15 protein-coding genes are annotated in these 19,627 nt (G+C 70.3%); 9 read left to right on the top strand and 6 right to left on the bottom strand.

From position 1 onward, the window contains the following. Positions 1 to 63: 63 nt before the first annotated feature. Positions 64 to 1,821 (bottom strand): ABC transporter substrate-binding protein, encoded by a 1,758-nt coding sequence (locus OG589_RS07585; RefSeq protein ID WP_405147404.1) that lies wholly within the window; start codon positions 1,819 to 1,821, stop codon positions 64 to 66. 625 nt (positions 1,822 to 2,446) lie between these two features. On the opposite strand from OG589_RS07585, the gene OG589_RS07580 reads away from it, so the two are divergent. From OG589_RS07580 to OG589_RS07560, 5 genes are all read left to right on the top strand, one after another. Continuing rightward, entirely contained in the window at positions 2,447 to 4,690 is a 2,244-nt protein-coding gene (locus tag OG589_RS07580) for a family 2 encapsulin nanocompartment cargo protein terpene cyclase (RefSeq protein ID WP_405147402.1), read from the top strand. A gap of 209 nt (positions 4,691 to 4,899) precedes the next feature. Next, complete coding sequence (locus OG589_RS07575; RefSeq protein WP_405147401.1) at positions 4,900 to 6,747, top strand: ricin-type beta-trefoil lectin domain protein; 1,848 nt, start codon at positions 4,900 to 4,902, stop codon at positions 6,745 to 6,747. A 195-nt stretch (positions 6,748 to 6,942) separates the two neighbouring features. Beyond that, positions 6,943 to 8,322 carry a ricin-type beta-trefoil lectin domain protein gene (locus tag OG589_RS07570; protein ID WP_405147399.1) on the top strand — a complete coding sequence of 460 codons (1,380 nt, stop codon included), beginning with the start codon at positions 6,943 to 6,945 and terminating at the stop codon, positions 8,320 to 8,322. Positions 8,323 to 8,334: 12 nt separating this feature from the next. Next, a complete protein-coding gene (locus tag OG589_RS07565; protein ID WP_405147398.1) occupies positions 8,335 to 10,548 on the top strand; it encodes an RICIN domain-containing protein in 2,214 nt (737 codons plus the stop codon). A gap of 165 nt (positions 10,549 to 10,713) precedes the next feature. Beyond that, positions 10,714 to 11,907 carry an ROK family protein gene (locus OG589_RS07560; protein ID WP_405147396.1) on the top strand — a complete coding sequence of 398 codons (1,194 nt, stop codon included), beginning with the start codon at positions 10,714 to 10,716 and terminating at the stop codon, positions 11,905 to 11,907. Positions 11,908 to 11,922: 15 nt separating this feature from the next. On the opposite strand, the gene OG589_RS07555 is transcribed toward OG589_RS07560, so the two are convergent. After that, positions 11,923 to 12,594 (bottom strand): NAD(P)-dependent oxidoreductase, encoded by a 672-nt coding sequence (locus OG589_RS07555; protein ID WP_405147394.1) that lies wholly within the window; start codon positions 12,592 to 12,594, stop codon positions 11,923 to 11,925. A 96-nt stretch (positions 12,595 to 12,690) separates the two neighbouring features. On the opposite strand from OG589_RS07555, the gene OG589_RS07550 reads away from it, so the two are divergent. Together OG589_RS07550 and OG589_RS07545 are read left to right on the top strand one after the other, a co-directional pair. After that, positions 12,691 to 13,059, top strand: a complete 369-nt coding sequence (locus tag OG589_RS07550; RefSeq protein ID WP_405147393.1) for a winged helix-turn-helix transcriptional regulator — start codon at positions 12,691 to 12,693, stop codon at positions 13,057 to 13,059. A gap of 17 nt (positions 13,060 to 13,076) precedes the next feature. Next, positions 13,077 to 13,814: a ribonuclease HII gene (locus OG589_RS07545; RefSeq protein ID WP_405151977.1), complete on the top strand. Its 738-nt coding sequence runs from the start codon at positions 13,077 to 13,079 to the stop codon at positions 13,812 to 13,814. 35 nt (positions 13,815 to 13,849) lie between these two features. Here OG589_RS07545 and OG589_RS07540 read toward each other — a convergent pair whose 3' ends face one another. Genes OG589_RS07540 through OG589_RS07530 form a run of 3 tightly spaced genes read right to left on the bottom strand, consistent with a single transcriptional unit; the run spans position 13,850 to position 17,131 of the window. Then, entirely contained in the window at positions 13,850 to 14,452 is a 603-nt protein-coding gene (locus tag OG589_RS07540; protein ID WP_405147391.1) for a sensor histidine kinase, read from the bottom strand. Beyond that, the gene (locus OG589_RS07535) at positions 14,352 to 15,266 is read right to left on the bottom strand and encodes a hypothetical protein (protein WP_405147389.1); all 915 of its coding nucleotides are present in this window, start codon (positions 15,264 to 15,266) and stop codon (positions 14,352 to 14,354) included. Before OG589_RS07535 ends, OG589_RS07540 begins: the two co-directional genes overlap by 101 nt. Positions 15,267 to 15,298: 32 nt before the next feature. Next, on the bottom strand, positions 15,299 to 17,131 hold the full coding sequence (locus OG589_RS07530; RefSeq protein ID WP_405147388.1) for a DUF4118 domain-containing protein: 1,833 nt from the start codon (positions 17,129 to 17,131) through the stop codon (positions 15,299 to 15,301). 178 nt (positions 17,132 to 17,309) lie between these two features. On the opposite strand from OG589_RS07530, the gene OG589_RS07525 reads away from it, so the two are divergent. After that, on the top strand, positions 17,310 to 17,969 hold the full coding sequence (locus OG589_RS07525; protein WP_405147387.1) for a response regulator: 660 nt from the start codon (positions 17,310 to 17,312) through the stop codon (positions 17,967 to 17,969). Here OG589_RS07525 and OG589_RS07520 read toward each other — a convergent pair. Continuing rightward, a complete protein-coding gene (locus OG589_RS07520; protein WP_405147385.1) occupies positions 17,947 to 18,348 on the bottom strand; it encodes a LytR/AlgR family response regulator transcription factor in 402 nt (133 codons plus the stop codon). The genes OG589_RS07525 and OG589_RS07520 overlap by 23 nt on opposite strands. A 224-nt stretch (positions 18,349 to 18,572) precedes the next feature. Here OG589_RS07520 and OG589_RS07515 point away from each other — a divergent pair, with 224 nt between their 5' ends. Then, complete coding sequence (locus OG589_RS07515) at positions 18,573 to 19,367, top strand: sensor histidine kinase (RefSeq protein WP_405147383.1); 795 nt, start codon at positions 18,573 to 18,575, stop codon at positions 19,365 to 19,367. Positions 19,368 to 19,627: the final 260 nt, after the last annotated feature.

Below are 19,627 nucleotides of genomic sequence, written 5' to 3'. Positions count from 1 at the left end.
TCTCCAGGAAAGGCCTCCTCCTCTTCCCGCCGCGCGGGAAGAGGAGGAGGCGGCGTCATGCGGTCAGGAGGCGGCGGGCTGGAGCTGCGTGAGCGTCTCGAACCCGCCCATCTCCAGCCAGTTGCGCCACATCACCGGTGCGGACTTGGGCGCCCCCTGCTCCGAGGAGGGCCAGTTCTTCCACGTGCTGGTGCTGGACTGGGCCCACAGGCCGTTGTACCAGAGCGGGATGACCGGCAGCTCGTCCAGATGGATCTTCTGGATCGCGGAGACGGCCGCCTTCATGCCCGCGAGGTCGTCGGTCTTGACCTGGTCGAGCTTCCGCACCAGCTCCCAGGCGCTCTTGTTCTCGTACCGCCCGAAGTTGACGGTGTTCTGCACCTTCTGCACGGGAAGCTGGAAGAGGTACTGGTAGTAGGTGAACGGCGTGTTCGACAGCTGGCGCTCGTTGTTGATCACCAGGTCGAAGTCGCCCTTGCCGCGCTTCTCGACCAGGGCGTTGTAGTCGGGGAAGTCGGGCGTGACGGCGATGCCCGCCTCTTTGGCGCTGGCCGCGATGGAGCGCGCCGCCTCCATCCAGTCGGTCCAGCCCGACGGCACCATGAGGGTGAGGCTGAGCTTGGAGCCGTCCTTGTTCTCCACCAGCCCGTCGCCGTCGCGGTCCTTGTAGCCCGCGTCGGCCAGCATCTTCCTGGCCTTGTCCTTGTCGTAGGAGAACCCGCTCTGGCTCACCAGGCTCTGGTCGACGAACTGCTCCCACTGGGGCAGCAGCCCGGTGGGGCTGGCCGCCTTCACCAGGTTCCCGTAGACCCCCTCCACGATCTTCTTGGTGTCGACCGAGGTCGCCAGCGCCTTGCGGAACGCCACGTCGTCCATCGGCTTCTTGGTGGTGTTGGGGACGAGCCACGCGGTGTTGGCCGACAGCATGTACGGGGGTTCCTTGTAGAAGGTCGCGAGCCCGAAGTTGCCCTTGACCAGGTTCGCGACGCCGGGCAGGAAGTTGTTGCTGAGGTCCATGCCCTTCTGCAGCAGCAGGCCCATGGCGACCTCGTTGCTGGTGTTGACGATGTCGACGATGTACTTCGGCTTCGGGTCCATGTTGAGCGCGGTCCTGCCCCACCAGTCGTCGCGCTTGGTGAGCACGGCGCGGTCCTGGTCGTGGCTGGAGAACTTGTAGGCGCCGGTGCCGACGGGGTTCTCGTTCACCCCGTTGAGCACGTCCTCCTCCGAGAGCTTGCCCCACAGGTGCTCGGGCACGATCGCCCGGTTGTAGAGGTTGAAGTCCCACTCCTGGTAGTTGGCCGTGGAGAAGGTGAACTTCACGGTCTGGTCGTCGGTGGCCTCGACGTTCTTCAGCCACTCCCAGACGTTGTGGTACGGGATCGTCTCCATCTTGCCGAGCCCGAAGGTGAAGGCGACGTCCTTGGCCGTGAAGGGCGTGCCGTCCGACCACTTGACGCCCTGGCGGAGCTTGACCTCGTAGGTCGTGTCGTCGGTCCAGCCGCCGCTCTCGGCCAGCCACGGGGTGAGCTTCCCGGCGTTCGGGTCGAAGTGGAACAGGGTCTCGTAGACCAGGCCCTTCGTGCCGGTCGCCGAGTCCCACTCCCGGATCGGGTTGAAGTTCGCCGGCGGGCCCCACTGCGTGCCGCTGGTGTACAGCGTCTCGTTGCGCGGCAGGGCGTTGGGGTTCGCCGGGTCGGCGGACGGCGCGCCCGCCGCCCCGGAGCCTTGGGGGGCAGGCGTCGATCCGCCGCCCGTACAGCCGGCGGCGAGCATGCCGGCCGCCAGGAGCGGGACCATGATCCGCACCCGCTTACGCATCTGTCTCTCCTTCCCCCGCCCGTCGGGCGGAGGTCCGCGTGCCTGCCGAGCCCCGATGGATCCGCCGAGCCCCGCGGAGCCGTGAGAGCGCTCCCACGGCGCGAGCCGCGCGCGCTCCCCCAGCTCTGAACCGCCGGCGCTCACACCTCGTTCGTGGTCGCGGAGCGGTCGGCGTGCGCGAGGCCCGAACCGGGCCCCGACGCTTTTGCTGAACCGGATAAGTACCGAGAACGTAAAATTTCGGTGTCCGCGATGTCAATAGCCGTGACACGTTCGATACGTCAGGGCGGCGGGCGCCGGGGAGGCCGGATATCGCGCGCACCGAAGCGCACCCCTTTAATCAGGGGTGATGGCCGGGTCGCCTTCCACTCACCGGATCAATCGCCGGACGGGCCCCCGCGCGCCGGGCGCGGGGCGCCTATGGGGCGCCGGGACATGAACCGATTCAGTCGGGAGCGCTCCAGGAACGGAGGCGAGCACCCATCAGGCCGGGGCGGGCAGGCCCGCTCTTGACCAGGTGCGGGGATATCGCTTACCCGGACGTTGCCGTACAGTACCCTCGGTGCCACCGTCGTCACCGTAAGTGAACTGCACCAGTCGTCGGCTCAAGAGAGTAGGCACGCCTATGCAGGCTTTCACACTGCCCGACTTCTACATGTCGTATCCCGCCAGGATCAACCCCCACCTGGAACGCTCCCGCGAGCACAGTGAGGCCTGGGCCGGCCGCATGGGCATGCTCGACGCCCCGAAGCCCGGAGGCGGCGTCGTCTGGGACCGGGCGGCGCTGGCCGAGATGGACTACGCGCTGATGTGCGCCTACACCCATCCCGACTGCGACGGCCCCACCCTCGACCTGATCACCGACTGGTACGTCTGGGTGTTCTTCTTCGACGACCACTTCCTGGAGCAGTTCAAGTACTCCCGCGACCTCGCCGGGGCGAAGGCCCACCTCGACCGGCTGGAGCTGTTCATGACGGCCGACGGGGAGACATCCCCGGAGCCGGCCAACCCCGCCGAGGCGGGCCTCAAGGACCTGTGGGAGCGCACGGTCCCGTCGATGTCGCCCGAGTGGCGGCGGCGGTTCGTCACCAGCACCCACAACCTGATGGTCGAGTCGATGTGGGAGCTCGACAACATCGACCAGGGGCGCGTCGCCAACCCCATCGAGTACGTCCAGATGCGGCGCAGGGTCGGCGGGGCGCCGTGGTCGGCCAACCTCGTGGAGTACGCCGTCCACGCCGAGATCCCCGACGCCATCGCCGCCACCAGGCCGATGCGGGTGCTGTCCGACACCTTCTCCGACGCGGTGCACCTGCGCAACGACCTGTTCTCCTACCAGCGCGAGGTCCAGGAGGAGGGCGAGAACTCCAACGCCGTGCTGGTATTCGAACGGTTCTTCGACTGCTCGACGCAGGAGGCGGCCGAGCTGGTCAACGACCTGCTGACCTCCCGGCTGCAGCAGTTCGAGAACACCGCGCTGACCGAGGTGCCCGCCCTGCTGGCCGAGCACGCCGTGCCGCCGCACGAGCAGGCCGGTGTCGCCGCCTACGTCAAGGGCCTGCAGGACTGGCAGTCCGGCGGCCACGAGTGGCACGCCAGGTCCAGCAGGTACATGAACGAGGGCGCCGTCCGGGGGTCCTCAGGAGCGCTTCCCGGCCCCACCGGCCTCGGCACCGCCGGCCTGGCGTTCTCCCCCGCCGGCCTCGGCCTCGCGCGCAGGGCCCGGCAGCACTCCCACGTGCCGTTCCAGCCGGTGGGGCATCTGCCGCTCCCCGGCCTGTACATGCCGTTCCCGGTCCGCACCAGCCCCCACATCGACGCCGCGCGACGTTACGCGCCCGGCTGGGCGCGCGAGATGGGCATGTTCGACTCGGTGCCCGGCGTGGAGGCCGGCGGCGTCTGGGACGAGCGGCGCTTCACCGGCTTCGACTTCGCGCACTGCGCCGCGATGATCCACGCCGACGCGACCCCCGACGAGCTCAACCTGTCCTCCGACTGGCTGGCCTGGGGCACGTACGGCGACGACTACTTCCCGCTGGTGTTCGGGGCGACCCGCGACGTCGCGGGGGCGAAGCTCTGCGACGACCGGCTGCCCGCCTTCATGCCGCTGGACGCCGGGCCCACCCCCGAGCCGGCGAACCCGATCGAGCGGGGCCTCGCCGACCTGTGGCGGCGCACCGCCGGGCCGATGGAGGTGTCCGCCCGGCGGAAGTTCCGCACCTCGATCGAGGACATGACCTCGAGCTGGGTGTGGGAGGTGGCCAACCAGGCCCAGAACCGCATCCCCGACCCGGTCGACTACATCGAGATGCGCCGCAAGACCTTCGGGTCCGACATGACGATGAGCCTGGCCCGGCTCGCGCACGCCGGCGAGGTGCCCCCGGGCATCTACCAGACCCGCGTCATGCGCGAGCTGGACACCGCCGCACAGGACTACGCGTGCTTCACCAACGACCTGTTCTCCTACCAGAAGGAGATCGAGTTCGAGGGCGAGATCCACAACCTCGTCCTGGTGGTGGAGCACTTCCTTGATGTCGACCGGTGGAAGGCGCGTGACATCGTCGCCGGCCTGATGGAGGCGCGCATGCGGCAGTTCGAGCACATCGTCGCCGACGACCTGCCCGCGCTGTTCGACGAGTACGCCCTGGACGAGACGGCCCGCGCGATCCTCACCCGCCACGCCGACGACCTCAAGGAGTGGATGTCGGGCATCCTCGAATGGCACCGCAGGTGCGTGCGGTACACCGAGGACGAGCTCCGCCGCACCCGGCAGGCCGGCGCGCCGGAGGGCTTCTCGTTCCCGCCCACGGGCCTCGGCACCTCGGCGGCACGGATAACGACGCCGGCAGGGGGCCGTCAGGCGTCGTAGCGGATCACAGGCGCCCGGCACCCGTTCATGCCCCGGGGGCCGGGCGCCCGTCGCGTTACTTTTTTCGCGGCGAGATTTAAGAAGTGAATTTAATTGCCGCGCAGACGTTGCGCCCCCCGTTTCGGGCGTGTTACCACTGCTTCACGCCAGTGCGATGCCGGGCAGGGCCGTACGGCAGGTCTTCACTCATCCTCCAGATGGAGATCCGCATGCCCTTCCCAAGATCCAGGCTGGCCCTGCCCCTCGTCCTGCTGCTGGCGGGCGCCGGGCTGGGCGTCGCCCAGGCCCCGGCCGCGCAGGCGGCAGGCGAGACCGTGAACATCTGGCTCACGACCACCTCCGACTCCGGGGGCCGCACGGTGACCAGGGGCCTGCAGCAGCAGGCGCCGGTGTCCTTCGCGGCCACCAGCCCCTCGGCGGCCCAGACGATCACCGTCAACGACAACACCACGTACCAGCAGTTCGAGGGCGGCGGCGCGTCGTTCACCGACACCGCCGCCTGGCTGATGAACAGCAGCGGCGCGCTCAGCGCGAGCACGCGCACCGCGGTCATGCAGAAGCTGTTCGACCCGAACAACGGCATCGGCCTCAGCTTCGTGCGCAACCCGATGGGATCCTCGGACCTGGCGCGGTCCAGCTACTCCTACGACGACACCTGCTGCGACCTGACCGGGTTCTCGATCAACCACGACCTCGCCGACGTCCTCCCCCTGACCAAGCAGGCCAAGGCGCTCAACCCGGCCCTGAAGATCATGGCCTCGCCCTGGAGCTCGCCGGCCTGGATGAAGGACAACAACGCCTGGAGCCAGGGCTGGCTGCAGTCGCAGTACTACGGCATGTACGGCGAGTACTTCGCCAGGTACATCCAGGCGTACCAGGCCCAGGGCGTGCGCATCGACTACGTCTCGCCGCAGAACGAGCCCACGTGCTGCGCCGGGTACCCCTCGATGAACTGGAACACCTCCGGCCTGCAGTACTTCATCAAGAGCGCGCTGTGGCCGGCCTTCCGCAACGCGGGCATCACCACCAAGACGCTCGTCAACGACTGGAACTGGGACGCCTACAACACCTGGGCCGCTCCGCTGCTGGCCGACACCGCGATCCGCAACGACCCGTTGTTCGGCGGCATCGCCTGGCACGGGTACGGCGGCGACGTGAGCACGCAGACCACGGTGCACAACCAGTACCCGCAGGTCAACGCGTACATGACGGAGCACTCGGGCGGCAACTGGATCCCGGACCAGCAGACCGAGGACATGAACAACCTGATCGACTACACCCGCAACTGGGACCGTAGCTGGGTCAAGTGGAGCCTCGCCGTCGACCAGAACCAGGGCCCGCACAACGGCGGGTGCGGCACGTGCACCGGCCTGATCACCGTGCACAACGGCGACGCCCGCAGCGGCCAGGTCGACTACACGATCGAGTACTACACGATGGGCCACCTCACCAAGTTCGTGAAGCCGGGGGCCTACCGGGTCGACTCCACCGCCAACTCCTCGGTGAAGAACGTCGCGTGGAAGAACCCCGACGGGTCGAAGGCGCTCATCGCGTACAACACGACCGGCGGCACCCAGTCCGTCAAGGTCAACTGGGGCGGCCAGTCGTTCACCTACAGCCTGCCCACCAAGACCTCGGCGACCTTCACCTGGTCGGGCACGCAGTCCGGCGGCGGCACGGGCGGCAAGGCCATCACCGGGTACGGCGGCAAGTGCGTCGACGTCGCGGGCGCGAGCAGCGCCAACGGCACCCAGGTCCAGCTCTACACCTGCAACGGCAGCACGGCTCAGCAGTGGACCGTCGGCACCGACGGCACCATCCGCGCCCTCGGCAAGTGCCTCGACGTCAACGCGGCCAGCAACGCGAACGGCACGAAGGTCCAGATCTACGACTGCAACGGCAGCGCCGCGCAGTCGTGGAGCTTCAACGCCGACGGCACCCTGCGGGCGCTCGGCAAGTGCCTGGACGCCACGGGACCGAGCTCGGCCGACGGTACGCCCCTGCAGATCTGGGACTGCACGGCGGCCGCGAACCAGAAGTGGGCGCTGCAGGCCTGAGCGGCCAGGGCAACGCACCCCTTGACTCACCGTGGCCCACAAGCGTTAAATTCGGGTCGTGAAATAAGAAAGAACCTTTCCTGTAGGCCGGGGCTGCCCACCCGGCCCGCAGGAAGGGAGTCCGAGACGCCCCTGCCACCCCCTTCTTCCACTGCTTATTTAAAGCACTGACCTCTCAGGAAGAGGCACCCCCCGATGAATCCCGCACGCTCCCGCACCTCCCGGCTCCGGCTGCTCATGGGCGCCTTCGTGGCCGCCCTGGCCCTCGTGCTGACCGGCCTCTCCCCCGCCTTCGCCGCGACCGGCCAGATCACCGGCTACGGCGGCAAGTGCGTCGACGTCGCCGCGGCGAACAGCGCCAACGGCACTCAGGTCCAGCTCTACACCTGCAACGGCACCGCCGCCCAGCAGTGGACCGTCGGCACCGACGGCACCATCCGCGCCCTCGGCAAGTGCCTCGACGTCAACGCGGCCAGCAACGCGAACGGCACGAAGGTCCAGATCTACGACTGCAACGGCAGCGCCGCGCAGTCCTGGACCGCCGGATCGGACGGCACCCTGCGCGCCCTCGGCAAGTGCCTGGACGCCACGGGACCGAGCTCGGCCGACGGCACGCCCCTGCAGATCTGGGACTGCTTCGCGAGCGCCAACCAGAAGTGGACCCTGCCGAGCGGCGGCACCACGCCCCCGCCTCCGGCCGGCAAGATGCCCGGCGCGCCGTACCTCTACATGGGCTGGGGAAGCCCGCCGAGCGCCACCTCGGTGATGAGCGCCACCGGCGTCAAGTCCTTCACCATGGCGTTCATCCTGTCCGGCGGCGGCTGCAACCCGATGTGGGACGGTTCAAGGCCGCTGACCGGCGGCGTCGACGCGCAGACGATCTCGGCCATCAAGGGCGCGGGCGGCAGCGTGCAGGTCTCCTTCGGCGGCTGGTCGGGCAACAAGCTCGGCCCGAACTGCTCCTCGTCGTCCGCCTTCGCCGGCGCCGTGCAGCAGGTCATCAACGCCGTCGGCCCGGCCGTGGTGGACTTCGACATCGAGAACACCGACGAGTTCTCCAACTACACGGTCCAGGACCGCATCCTCGGCGGACTGAAGATCGTCAAGCAGAACAACCCGAACGTCAAGATCGCCCTCACCTTCGGCACCGGCACCGGTGGCCCCGGCGGCGACGGCATCCGGCTGATCAACCAGTCGAAGGCGCTGAACGTGCCGGTCGACAACTACACGATCATGCCGTTCGACTTCGGCGGCGGCGCGAACATGTACCAGAACACGGTCAACGCCTCCGAGGGCCTGAAGAACGCCCTCAAGAACGCCTGGGGCTGGACCGACGCGCAGGCCTACTCCCACATGGGCATCTCGGGCATGAACGGCCTGTCCGACCAGTCGGAGGTCACCACGACCGCGATCTGGACCCAGATCCGCGACTGGGCCAATTCCAAGGGCCTCACCCGGCTCGCCTTCTGGTCGGTCAACCGCGACCGCCCCTGCCCCGGCGGCGGCCTCTCGGAGTCCTGCAGCGGCGTCTCGCAGAACAACTGGGACTTCACCCGCATCACCGCCGGCTTCTAGGGGGGAGGCCTCATGTCAGCGATACGTACGATTCCCGCGGTCCTCGCGGCCCTGGCGACGGTCGCCCTCTCACTGGTGACGCCGCCGGGCGCGAGCGCCGCGACCGTCCCCGCCACGGCAACCACCGCCCTGAAGGCCGCCGCCGTGCCGGCTGGCTGGACCACGGTGGTCAACAAGGGCAGCGGCAAGTGCGTGGACGCGCGGGCCGCCGCCTCGGCCAACGGCACGGCCGTGCAGCAGTACGCGTGCAACGGCTCGGGCGCGCAGCTGTGGCAGCTCCAGGCCACCAGCGGCGGCTACTACCGCGTCAACAGCAACCTCAACGCCGCGCAGGCGTGGGACGTCACCAACGTCTCGGCCGCCGACAACGCCCCGATCCAGCTCTGGTCCTACTCCGGCGGCAACAACCAGCAGTGGCAGCCCGTGGAGGAGGCGGGCGGGTCGTACCATTTCGTGAATCGCAACAGCGGCAAGTGCCTGGACGTGCCCGCAGCCTCGACGGCGGACAGCGTCCAGCTTGCGCAGTACACGTGCAACGGAACGGCGGCCCAGTCCTTCACCATGGGAACCACCACACCCCCGCCGGGCAACGGCCCGGACCTCGGCCCGAACGTCAGCGTCTTCGACCCGTCCATGTCGGCCTCCGCCATCCAGAGCAGGCTGAACTCCGTGTTCAGCCAGCAGGAGACCAACCAGTTCGGCGGTAACCGGTTCGCGCTGCTGTTCAAGCCGGGCACCTACAACGTCGACGTCAACGTGGGCTTCTACACCCAGGTGCTGGGCCTCGGGCTCTCGCCTGACAACGTCACCATCAACGGCGGCGTGCACGCGGAGGCCGACTGGTTCCAGGGCAACGCGACGCAGAACTTCTGGCGCGGCGCCGAGAACCTCTCGGTCACGCCTCCCTCCGGCACCGACCGGTGGGCGGTGTCCCAGGCCGCGCCGTACCGCCGCATGCACGTACGCGGCAACCTCCAGCTGGACGACGGCGGGTGGTCGAGCGGCGGCTTCATCGCCGACTCCAAGATCGACGGCCAGGTGCGCTCCGGCTCCCAGCAGCAGTGGCTGTCGCGTAACGCCCAGTGGAGCAGCTGGACGGGCTCCAACTGGAACATGGTGTTCGTCGGGGTCACCAACGCCCCGTCCACCAGCTTCCCCAACCCTCCCTACACCACGGTGGGCACGACCCCGGTCGTACGGGAGAAGCCGTTCCTGTACGTCGACCAGGCGGGCGCGTACCAGGTCTTCGTACCGGCGCTGCGCACCAACTCCCAGGGCACGACCTGGACCGGCGGCGCGCCGGCCGGGTCGTCCATCCCGATCGACCAGTTCTTCATCGCCAAGCCCGGCAACACCGCGGCCGACATCAACGCCGCCCTCACCCAGGGCAAGAACCTGCTGTTCACCCCCGGCGTCTACCACCTCAACGACACGATCAGGGTGAACCGCGCCAACACCGTGGTGCTCGGCCTCGGCCTGGCCACGCTGATCCCCGACAACGGCGTCACCGCGATGTCGGTCGCCGACGTCGACGGGGTCAAGGTCGCGGGGCTGCTCATCGACGCCGGCACCACCAACTCGCCGGTGCTGATGCAGGTCGGGCCGTCCGGCTCGTCGCAGAGCCACGCGGCCAACCCCACCTCGCTGCACGACATGTTCTTCAGGATCGGCGGCGCGGGGGTCGGCAAGGCGAGCCAGAGCCTGGTCGTCAACAGCTCCAACGTCATCGGCGACCACATGTGGCTGTGGCGTGCCGACCACGGCAGCGGCGTCGGATGGAACTCCAACACCGCGGCCAACGGCCTGATCGTCAACGGCAACGACGTGACGATGTACGGCCTGTTCGTCGAGCACTACCAGCAGTACCAGACCATCTGGAACGGCAACGGCGGGCGCACGTACTTCTACCAGAACGAGCTGCCCTACGACCCGCCCAACCAGGCGGCGTGGATGAACGGCGGCACCCAGGGCTACGCGGCGTACAAGGTGGCCAACTCGGTCACCAGCCACGAAGCGTGGGGCCTCGGCAGCTACGCCTACTTCAACGTCAACCCGAGCGTCGTCGAGGCGCACTCCTTCGAGGTGCCGAACACCCCGGGCGTGAAGTTCCACAGCCTGGTGACGGTGTCCCTCGGCGGCACCGGGACCATCAGCCACATCATCAACAACACCGGAGGCCCGTCCAACTCCTCGACCAACGTCGCGAACCTCGTCAGCTACCCCTGACCGCGACGGGCGCGTGACCCCGCGCCGACACCACGCCGCCGCCCGCGTCCCACCGGACGCGGGCGGCCGCATGCCGGGGGGACTCCTGGGACACGGAGCGGGAACTCGGGGATGCCTTATTTCACGCCCTGATCTAACATGACCGCAGGCCGGGGGAAGGAAATCATGGTCAGGCTGGAACGCAGGACGGTGCGCGACCTCCGGCGGGGAAACCGCGCGGCGTTGCTGCGCACCCTGTACTTCACGGGGCCGACCAGCCGCCACGAGCTCAGCGGGCTCACCGGCCTGAGCGCCGCCTCGGTCAGCAACGTCACCGGCGACCTGATCGCCGAGAACGCCATCGTCGAGGCGGGCCTGGTGGAGTCCGACGGCGGGCGTCCCCGGGTGCTGCTGCGCGTGAACCCGGCGTTCGGGTACGTCATCGGGGTCGACGTCGGCGAGACCCACGTGCACGTCGAGCAGTTCGACCTCGACATGAACGAACTGGCCAAGGCCGAGTACACATTGCGGCCCGGCGGGCACGACGTCGACCTGGTCGTGCGGCACATCCTCGCGGGCATCGACGCCGTGCTCTCCGCCAGCGGCACCGACCCCGCGCAGGTCATGGGCGTCGGCATCGGCGTCCCCGGCATCGTCGAGAGCGGCCCCGACGCGCTGATCCACGCCCAGACCTTCGGCTGGGACGCGGTGCCGCTCGGCGCGCTCCTGCGCGCGGGCACCCCCCTGCCGCTGTACGTCGACAACGGCGCCAAGACCATGGGCCAGGCCGAGCTGTGGTTCGGCTCGGGCCGGGGGTCGCGGCACGCCATCGTCGTGCTGATCGGCACGGGGGTGGGCGCCAGCATCATCACCGACGGTCTCACCTACCGGGGCGTCAACAGCAGCGCGGGCGAGTGGGGCCACACGAAGGTCGCGGTGGGCGGTCGCGCCTGCCGCTGCGGCGCGCGCGGCTGCCTTGAGGCCTACATCGGGGCGGGGAGCATCCTGCAACGTGCCGGGCTGTCGGCCGAGATGGCCCACGAGCAGGCCACGCTCGCCGAGCTGGTGAGGTCGGGCGCCCCGGTCATCGACGAGACGATCGACTACCTCGGCGCGGGCCTCGCGAACCTCATCAACCTGTTCAACCCCGAGCGCATCGTCATCGGCGGCTGGGCCGGGCACCTGCTGGGCCGGCACGAGCTGACCAAGATCAAGAAGGCCGTCGCGGAGAACTCCCTGTCCCAGCCCTTCGAGACGGCCTCCATCGTGCTCGGGCGGCTCGGGCCCGACGCGGTGGCGCTCGGCGCCGCGACTCTGGTGGTGGACGAGTTCCTGCTCGGCAAGGCCTTCTCCCACCGCCGGCAGCCTGCCGCGATCTAGTCCCGGCGCGTCCCGTCAGTCCGAGACGGAGATGCGGGTGCGGTGGTGCCGCGGCGTCTCCACCTCGTCGATCACCGCGACCGCGAGGTCCGCGTACGACAGGTGCGGCGACTCCGGACTCGGGAGCGTGTCCCCGCCGGTCCGGTACCGGCCGGACCGCGGGCCGTCAGAGTCGAGCCCGGCGGGCGGGGTCAGCATGAGCCAGTCGACCGCCGCGCCGGAGGCCCTGAGCCGGTCCAGACCGGCGGTGTGCGACAGCGCGAACGGCCTGAGCTCGGGAGGGAACGCCGATGGGTCGTCCAGCACCAGGCCGCCCCGGCCGTCGGAAAGGTTCGCGAACAGCCCGATCAGCAGCAGGCGGGACACCCCGGCCTCCGTCATGCCGTGGACCAGGGCGTCGGAGGCCCTGACGAAGAACCCCTCGTCGAGGCCGGCGCGGGCCAGGGCCTCCGGCCCCGGCACCGGGCTCACGGCGCTGACCACGGCGTCGTGGCCACGCACGATCGAGGGCATCTCCCGCGCGTCCGTGACGTCGCCCTCCACGACGGACACTCCTTCCGCCGCCAGGTGACGGTATCTGCCCGGATCGCGCACCACCGCGGTGACGCGGTGGCCCCGGTCGCGCGCCTCCGCGGTGACGGCCCGCCCGGCCCTGCCGCCCGCTCCGAAGATGACGATGCCGCCCATGGTCCCGCTCCGTTCCGGCTGTGCGTCTACCTGCCGAGCCAGACGGTATCCACGGGATACTGGTTACTTCAAAGATACTTCGATAGCCTCTGGCGCATGGCGCGAGCGCTGGACCCCGACATGTTCGACCCCGTGTGCCCGTCCGGGGCCATGCCCGTCCAGATCGGCGACAAGTGGACCGCGATGGTCGTGCTCTGCCTGGAGGACGGCCCGCGCCGGTTCAGCGAGATCAAGGTGCCGCTGCGGCGCGTCACCCCGAAGGTCCTCACCCAGACCCTGCGGGCGATGGAGCGCGACGGCCTGGTCACCCGCACCGCCTACGTCGAGGTCCCGCCCCGGGTCGAGTACGAGCTCACGCCCCTGGGCCGCACCCTGCTGACGCTGATCGCCGCCGCCCGCGCCTGGAGCCACGACCACCTTCCCGCCCTGCTCGAAGCGCGCCACGCCCACGAGGCGTCGCTGTGAGCGACGCCCTGCCCGGCATGGAGGCCGTGCCGTCCGAACCGGGCCCCGCCCCGCGCGGGCCCGCCGGCTACGAGATCGAGGACGAGCTGCGCGCCGCGGGAGCCGTGCTGATCGCCGGGGTGGACGAGGTCGGCCGGGGCGCCTGGGCCGGTCCTGTCGTGGTGTGCGCAGCCGTCACGCGCCTGGGCCCGCCGCCCGAGCTGCCCGGACGCGGCGAGCGTCCCATCCGGCTCACCGACTCCAAGCTGCTCGCCCGGGCGCACCGCGAGCGGTTCGCCGAGGTGCTGCCGGGCTGGCTCTCGGCCCACGCCATCGGCGAGGCGGGGCCCGGGGAGATCGACGAGGCAGGCATGACCGAGGCCCTGCGCCGGGCCGCGCTGCGGGCGCTGGAGGCCCTGCCCGAGCGCCCGGACGCGGTGATCCTCGACGGCGCGCACGACTTCCTCGGCAGGCCATGGCGGGTGCGGTGCGAGGTCAAGGCCGACCAGCGCTCGGTGACCGTGGCCGCGGCGTCGGTGCTGGCCAAGGTGCATCGCGACCGGCTGATGGCCGCCCTCGCCCCCGCCCATCCCGCCTACGGGTTCGACGGCAGCGCCGGCTACCCCTCCCCCGTCCACCAGCGGGCCCTGGCCGAGCACGGGCCCACGCCCCACCACCGGCTGTCCTGGTCGTATCTCGACGACCTGCCCCAGTGGCGGCACCTCAGGAAGCGCCGCGACCCGCTGGCCGGGTCGGGCCAGCTCTCGCTGCTCTAGCCCGTCAGGCCGTACGCCGGACGGGGCGAGGGCCGTCAGCGGGCGTCACCTCCCGGGGAGGATGCACCGCCGATCTCGGTCGAGGCGAGCGGGAGGCGCAGGACGAACCGCGCGCCTCGCGGGCTGTCGTGGATGGCGAGCGTGCCGCCGGCCATCTCGGCGATCTGCCGGGCGATCGACAGTCCGAGCCCGGTGCCGCCGGAGTCCCTGCCCCGCGCCGCCGCCAGCCGGGCGAACCGCTGGAACACCAGCTCGCGCTTGTCGGGGGCGATGCCGGCGCCGTCGTCCAGGACCTCCAGCACCGCGGCGCCGGTGACGAAGCGCCGGTCGTCGCCGCCGCCACGGGCGCGGTGCACCCTGACGGTGATCGTGCTGTCGGCATGCCGTTCGGCGTTGTCGACCAGGTTGGTGATCAGCCTGGCCAGCCGCAGCCGGTCGCCCAGCACCAGGACCCCCTCCTCCAGGTCGCGCTCGACGCGCTTGCCCGGATGGCGGGCGTCCATCTCGGAGGTGACCAGCTCGGCCAGGTCGACCAGGTCATGGGCGCAGGGCGTCCCTCCCTCCAGCCGGGCGATGGTCAGCAGGTCGCGCACGATCCCCTGGAGGCGGTCGAGGCCGTTCAGCACGGCGGTGCCCATGGCGTTCACGTCCGCCTGCTCGGGCCATCAGCGCGTCCTCGACCTCGGCGCGCATGGCGGTGATCGGGCTGCGCAAGTCGTGGGAGGCGTCGGAGGTGACCCGGCGCTGCTGCTCCACCGCGCTCTGCAACCGTCCCAGCGTGTGGTTGACGCTCTCGGCCAGGGCGTGGATCTCGTCCCGGCTCCGGGGGACCGGCACCCGGCGTCCCGGGCAGGTGGCGTTGATCTCGTCCAGCTCCGACCGGATGGCCTCCACCGGCTGGAGGGTGCCCGCGACGATCCGGTTGCCGAGGTAGGCGATGGCGACGGTGAGCAGCACCCCGACGGCCAGTATCAGTGCCGCCAGCCTGAGGTCGACCAGGAGGGGAATGACGGGGGCGGCGCTGTAGACGGTCCAGTCGCGGCCGCCGAGGTAGACCTGGTGGGCGACCACGATGTCGCACTCGCGGCCGGTGAACGCCCCGCCGCACACCACGGCGTCGGCGCTCCTCCTGCCGCCCTCGGGGATGAAGGACGCCATCCTCGGCCTTCCCCGCATCGTCTCGGTGGCCGCGACGACCGCCCCCTCCGGGCCGACCACCTGGATGTGGCGGATCTGGCCGTGCGACAGAAGCTCGGGGAGCCGGCCCTTCACCTCCAGCTCCGACGCGACGCGGCCTCCCGCGGCGGCCACCTCGTCGGTGAGGTATCCGGTCACCAGGCGATGGGCGGTGACCATGAGGGTCGCGGCGCAAAGCGCGCACAGCACTCCGGCCACCACGGCGCTGAACAGCGTGAAGCGGGACCTGACCGACCATCCGCGCACCACGCTCATTCCCCGCCTCCTCCCGTCGTCCCGCGCCAGGGTCACGCTCGGCCGTTGAGCGGGATGTCGGCGAGCAGGGTCGTACCCCCTCCCCGCGGGCTGACGATCTCCAGCCTGCCTCCGAGCGCCTCGACGCGGTCCTTGAGCCCGATGAGGCCGGACCCGTGGCCGGGGTCGCTTCCGCCTATCCCGTCGTCGCTGATGCGCAGCTCGACTCCGGTGCCCCTCATGTGGAGGTCGACGTCGACCACCGAGGCCCGCGAGTGCTTGGTGACGTTCGTCAGCGCCTCGGACACGATGAAGTAGATGGCCACCTCCACCCGTTCCGACAGTCGGCGGACACCGCGCATGCTGAGCTCCACCGGCACCCCGGAGCGGCGCGCGAGCGTCTTGACGGCGGGCTCCAGGCCTCCCATCGACAAGATCGCGGGGTGCAGGCCGCGCGAGATCTCGCGCAGGTTCTCCACGACGTCCGCGATGCTCTCCACCGCGCGGTCGAGTCGCTTTCTGAGATCGTCCGAGCCGGGCGGGACGGACAGCGCCGCGCGGCGCAGTTCGAGCCCGAGGGAGACCAGGTGCTGCTGGGTCCCGTCGTGCAGGTCGCGCTCGATGCGGCGGCGGGTGTCGTCGGTGGCGGCGACGACACGGGCCCGGGAGGCCGCCAGCTCGGCCACGCTCTCGGCGTTGGCGATCGCGGTGGCGACGAGCTCGGTGAAGTCGCGCATGCGGGCCTCCGCGTCGCCGGGCTGCGGCGTCGCCGACATGGCGATCGTCGCGCCCCACAGCCGCCCCTCGACCGCGATCGGGCAGCCGACCCCGCACGCGAGGTTCTGGGCCCGGGCCCACTCGGAGAACCCTCCGGCGGCGCGCTCGTCCAGCGCGACCCGCCCCGGCCGCCCGGTGCGCCTGACCAGGTCGGCCACGCTGCCCTCGCCGATCGGCCAGCGCGAGCCGAGGCGCAGCGCCGGATCGAGGTCGCCGCCGTTCCAGATGCCGACCAGGGCCATCGAGCCGTCGATCTCGAACCGCGTCACCGCGATGAACTCGGCCCTGACGATGCGGCTCATCTCGCCCGCGACCGCCTGGAACAGCGCCTGCGACGAGGTGCCGCGCGCCACGAGCGTCGCCACCCGCCGGAGCGCGGCCTGCCGCTCGGCCACCCGGCGGAGCTCGTCATGGGTGGCCTGCAGGGCGTTGCCGATGGTCTCGCGCTCGCACGCCGCGCCCAGCAGCGCCTCCAGGGAGGGCACGATGCGCCTGCGCAGGCGGCGCAGCGTTCCCTGGGGAAGCCCGCTCGGGACGACCAGCGTGCCGAGGGTGGTGGCGCCCTCTCGCAGCGGGAACACCGTGTGGTGCTCGTCGGGGGAGGCCACGCCGCACTCGATCGACGCGGAGGGCAGGTCGAGCGCCTGCGCCAGCCTGCGGGAGTTCGCCGGGAGCGCCGAGCGCAGGTCGGGGGCTCGTAGGAGGGAACGGGCCTGCTCGGCGGCGAGATCGGCCTCCATGCGGCGCTCGCGTACCTCGGCGGCCGAGGACCGCGCCAGCCCGGCCATGGAGCTGGCCAGCAACGCGACGACGAGGAAGGTCGGCAGCACCACGAGTTCGATGCTGTCGTTCACCGGCCACAGGAAGACGTAGTGGTAGACGGCGACGCTGACCAGCGCGGTCACCACGGCCAGGCCGAGGCCCCAGAGGGTGGCGGTCAGCAGCACGCCGAGCAGGTAGATCATGCCCAGTGAGGTCACGGGCGCGACCTGTTTGATCAGGTAGCTCAGGCCCGTCTCAGCCGCCACACACGAGACGCCGGCCGCTATGCCCAGCGCGATGGGCGGGCGCGTCGTGCGCAGAAGAGGCGACAGCATGCCCGCACGCACGAGCTCAGTTTACCCCCGGCCGTCACGCGCCCGGCGGCATGATCGTCATACGTTTGTGCTGGTCAATGCACCTTTAAGGTGATTTCTTGCCGTTGTGCCGGGGTAGTCGCGCATCGCCTGGACGTACGCTTGGCGGAGATGACGCGGTGTGACCAGGCCATTCCGAGACGACGGGGCGATGGACGGACAGGGAACGCGGATAGCGCTCGCGGAGGACGACGTGCTGCTTCGCGAGGGCATCGCGAGCCTGCTCGAAGGACTGGGGTACGACGTCGTGTGCCAGGCCGGCGACGCCGCCGAGTTGCTTGCCTCGATCCGCGAGCACCGGCCCGAGATCGTGATCATCGACATCCGGATGCCCCCGACGTGCACCACGGAGGGGCTCGACGCGGCGCGCGAGATCCGGGAGCGGTTCCCCGAGGCGGGGCTCCTCCTGCTGTCCGCGCATGTCGAGGTCGAGCACGCGATGGGGCTGCTCGCCACCGGTCACCGGGTCGGCTACCTGCTCAAGAACCGGGTGACCAGCGTGGACGGCTTCGTCGAGACGATCGAGCGCATCAAGGCAGGCGACTCGGTCGTCGATCCGGCCCTGGTGCGCGAACTCTTCGCGGCGCGCCGAAGGGAGGACCCGCTGGAGCTCCTCACGCCGCGCGAGCGCGAGGTGCTCGCCCTGATGGCGGAGGGACGCTCGAACGCCGGCATCGCCCACCAGCTCTGGATCACCGAGGGCACCGTCGAGAAGCACGTCCGCAGCATCCTGGCGAGGATGCGGCTGCCGGAGACCGAGGACGACCACCGGCGGGTACTCGCGGTGATCACCTTCCTCGAGGCGCGCTAGCCCCCGCGCCGGGCTCCTCTCCCGCCGCCCGGAGAACGCCGCGGATGGCGCTGCCCGACAGCCCGGACTTCGGCAGGAACGCGACGGCGGGGCTGGTGGCGATCATCTCGGAGAAGTCCTTCTCCGCGTACGTCGAGATCAGGATGACGGCCGGGCGCTCCGCGCGGCCCTCCTCCAGGAGGCGCCGCGCGAGCTCGAACCCGCACTCCCCGCCGAGGCTGATGTCGACCAGCGTGACGTCCGGCCTGAGCTCGCGGAAGCGGAGGAGGGCGTCGTCGACCGTGGAGGCCACGCCCACGACGGTGATCTCCTCGCGCTCCAGCAGATCACGAGCCGCCCTCAGGAACTGGGCGTTGTCGTCGACGATCAAGCACTGCACTGACACACCTCAAGGATTCCAGCGACGGCTCCCCCCCGGCATTGCGGCTAGCTGGCATATGAGCACCCCGGTGGCGTGAACCCGGTCTGGGGGCTGGCCACGATGCCGCGGACCGGCGGGAGCGGCATCGTTGGGATCGGACGCGACTCTCCCCGCCGGCCGGGAGGGACCCCTTCCGGTGGGAGCCGCTCCTGGTCAGCGAGGATCGATCGAAGGTACGGATGATGAGCGAGCAGGACCTTCCAGTTGGAGCCGCCGGCATGCGCGCCGGGCGCCGGGGGGACCCCGCGTACGGCACGAGCCGGCTGGAACGACTGCTCGACCAGCAGCGGCAGTTCATCGCGGACGCCTCGCACGAGCTGTGCACCCCCGTGGCCGGGCTCCGGGCCCAGCTGGAGGAGGCCCAGCTGCACCCGGACCAGACCGACCTGATCAGCCTGCTCGACCGCGCGCTCGGCGACGTCAACCGCCTGCAGCAGATCGTCACCGACCTGCTCGTACTCGCCCGGCTGAAGACGGGCGAGCCCGTCGAACGGGAGCGGGTCGACTTGGGCGAGCTGGTGCAGACGCAGTTGCACCCCAAGCGGTTTCGCCGCGCGGTACGGCTGCGGCTCGACCCCCGGGTGACCGTCGAGGCCGTGCGCGGCCAGCTCGCCCGGGTGATCGCCGGCCTCATGGACAACGCCCAGCGGTACGCCAGGAGCACGGTCCAGATCCAGGTGCGCCTTGACGGGGAGGTGGCGGAGCTGACCGTGGCCGACGACGGCGAGGGCATCGCGGAGGCGGACAGGGAGCGCGTCTTCGAGCCGTTCACCAGGCTGGACACCGCCCGCAGCCGCGACCGCGGCGGCGCCGGCCTCGGCCTCACGATCGCCAGGGACATCGCCCAGGCCCATCACGGCACCCTCACCGTGGAGGAGTCCTCCAGCGGCGGCGCCCGCTTCGTCCTCCGGCTTCCGCACACCGATGAGGAGCCCCCGGCCATCCGGACCGGCGGCGGTCCGGACGCCGCCGCGTGAGCCCCGCGGGCCGTATCCCATTTCAGCCGTATCCCATTTCAGCGGAAATGACCTGGTAGGGGGTTTCGGGTTCCCGCAAAACCTTCGCCGCCGGGCGGTTTATCCCGATTTTTGAGAATATTTCAGGAAATTTCTGCAAGCTCTTGCGTGGCGCCTTGCAAATGAGTAACTTCCGGGCAACACACCAGAAACATCGTTCAGAGGATGCCGGACCGGGTGTTGGCGCACCCGGCCCGGCCAGCGGGATCCCGTCCACACGA

It is taken from the genome of Sphaerisporangium sp. NBC_01403, from assembly GCF_045040145.1.
GTDB classification, from domain to species: domain Bacteria; phylum Actinomycetota; class Actinomycetes; order Streptosporangiales; family Streptosporangiaceae; genus Sphaerisporangium; species Sphaerisporangium viridialbum.
Note: the sequence above shows the minus strand (reverse complement) of the source record. Positions and strands in the feature narration are given on the sequence as shown.

Excerpts from the sequence above, each read along its gene's own strand:
- OG589_RS07550 (WP_405147393.1), top strand. The coding sequence starts at position 12,691 with ATGGCGCGAGCGCTGGACCCCGACATGTTCGACCCCGTGTGCCCGTCC.
- OG589_RS07555 (WP_405147394.1), bottom strand. The coding sequence starts at position 12,594 with ATGGGCGGCATCGTCATCTTCGGAGCGGGCGGCAGGGCCGGGCGGGCC.
- OG589_RS07570 (WP_405147399.1), top strand. The coding sequence starts at position 6,943 with ATGAATCCCGCACGCTCCCGCACCTCCCGGCTCCGGCTGCTCATGGGC.
- OG589_RS07560 (WP_405147396.1), top strand. The coding sequence starts at position 10,714 with ATGGTCAGGCTGGAACGCAGGACGGTGCGCGACCTCCGGCGGGGAAAC.
- OG589_RS07515 (WP_405147383.1), top strand. The coding sequence starts at position 18,573 with ATGAGCGAGCAGGACCTTCCAGTTGGAGCCGCCGGCATGCGCGCCGGG.
- OG589_RS07545 (WP_405151977.1), top strand. The coding sequence starts at position 13,077 with ATGGAGGCCGTGCCGTCCGAACCGGGCCCCGCCCCGCGCGGGCCCGCC.
- OG589_RS07565 (WP_405147398.1), top strand. The coding sequence starts at position 8,335 with ATGTCAGCGATACGTACGATTCCCGCGGTCCTCGCGGCCCTGGCGACG.
- OG589_RS07585 (WP_405147404.1), bottom strand. The coding sequence starts at position 1,821 with ATGCGTAAGCGGGTGCGGATCATGGTCCCGCTCCTGGCGGCCGGCATG.
- OG589_RS07525 (WP_405147387.1), top strand. The coding sequence starts at position 17,310 with ATGGACGGACAGGGAACGCGGATAGCGCTCGCGGAGGACGACGTGCTG.
- OG589_RS07580 (WP_405147402.1), top strand. The coding sequence starts at position 2,447 with ATGCAGGCTTTCACACTGCCCGACTTCTACATGTCGTATCCCGCCAGG.
- OG589_RS07535 (WP_405147389.1), bottom strand. The coding sequence starts at position 15,266 with ATGAGCGTGGTGCGCGGATGGTCGGTCAGGTCCCGCTTCACGCTGTTC.
- OG589_RS07575 (WP_405147401.1), top strand. The coding sequence starts at position 4,900 with ATGCCCTTCCCAAGATCCAGGCTGGCCCTGCCCCTCGTCCTGCTGCTG.
- OG589_RS07540 (WP_405147391.1), bottom strand. The coding sequence starts at position 14,452 with ATGGGCACCGCCGTGCTGAACGGCCTCGACCGCCTCCAGGGGATCGTG.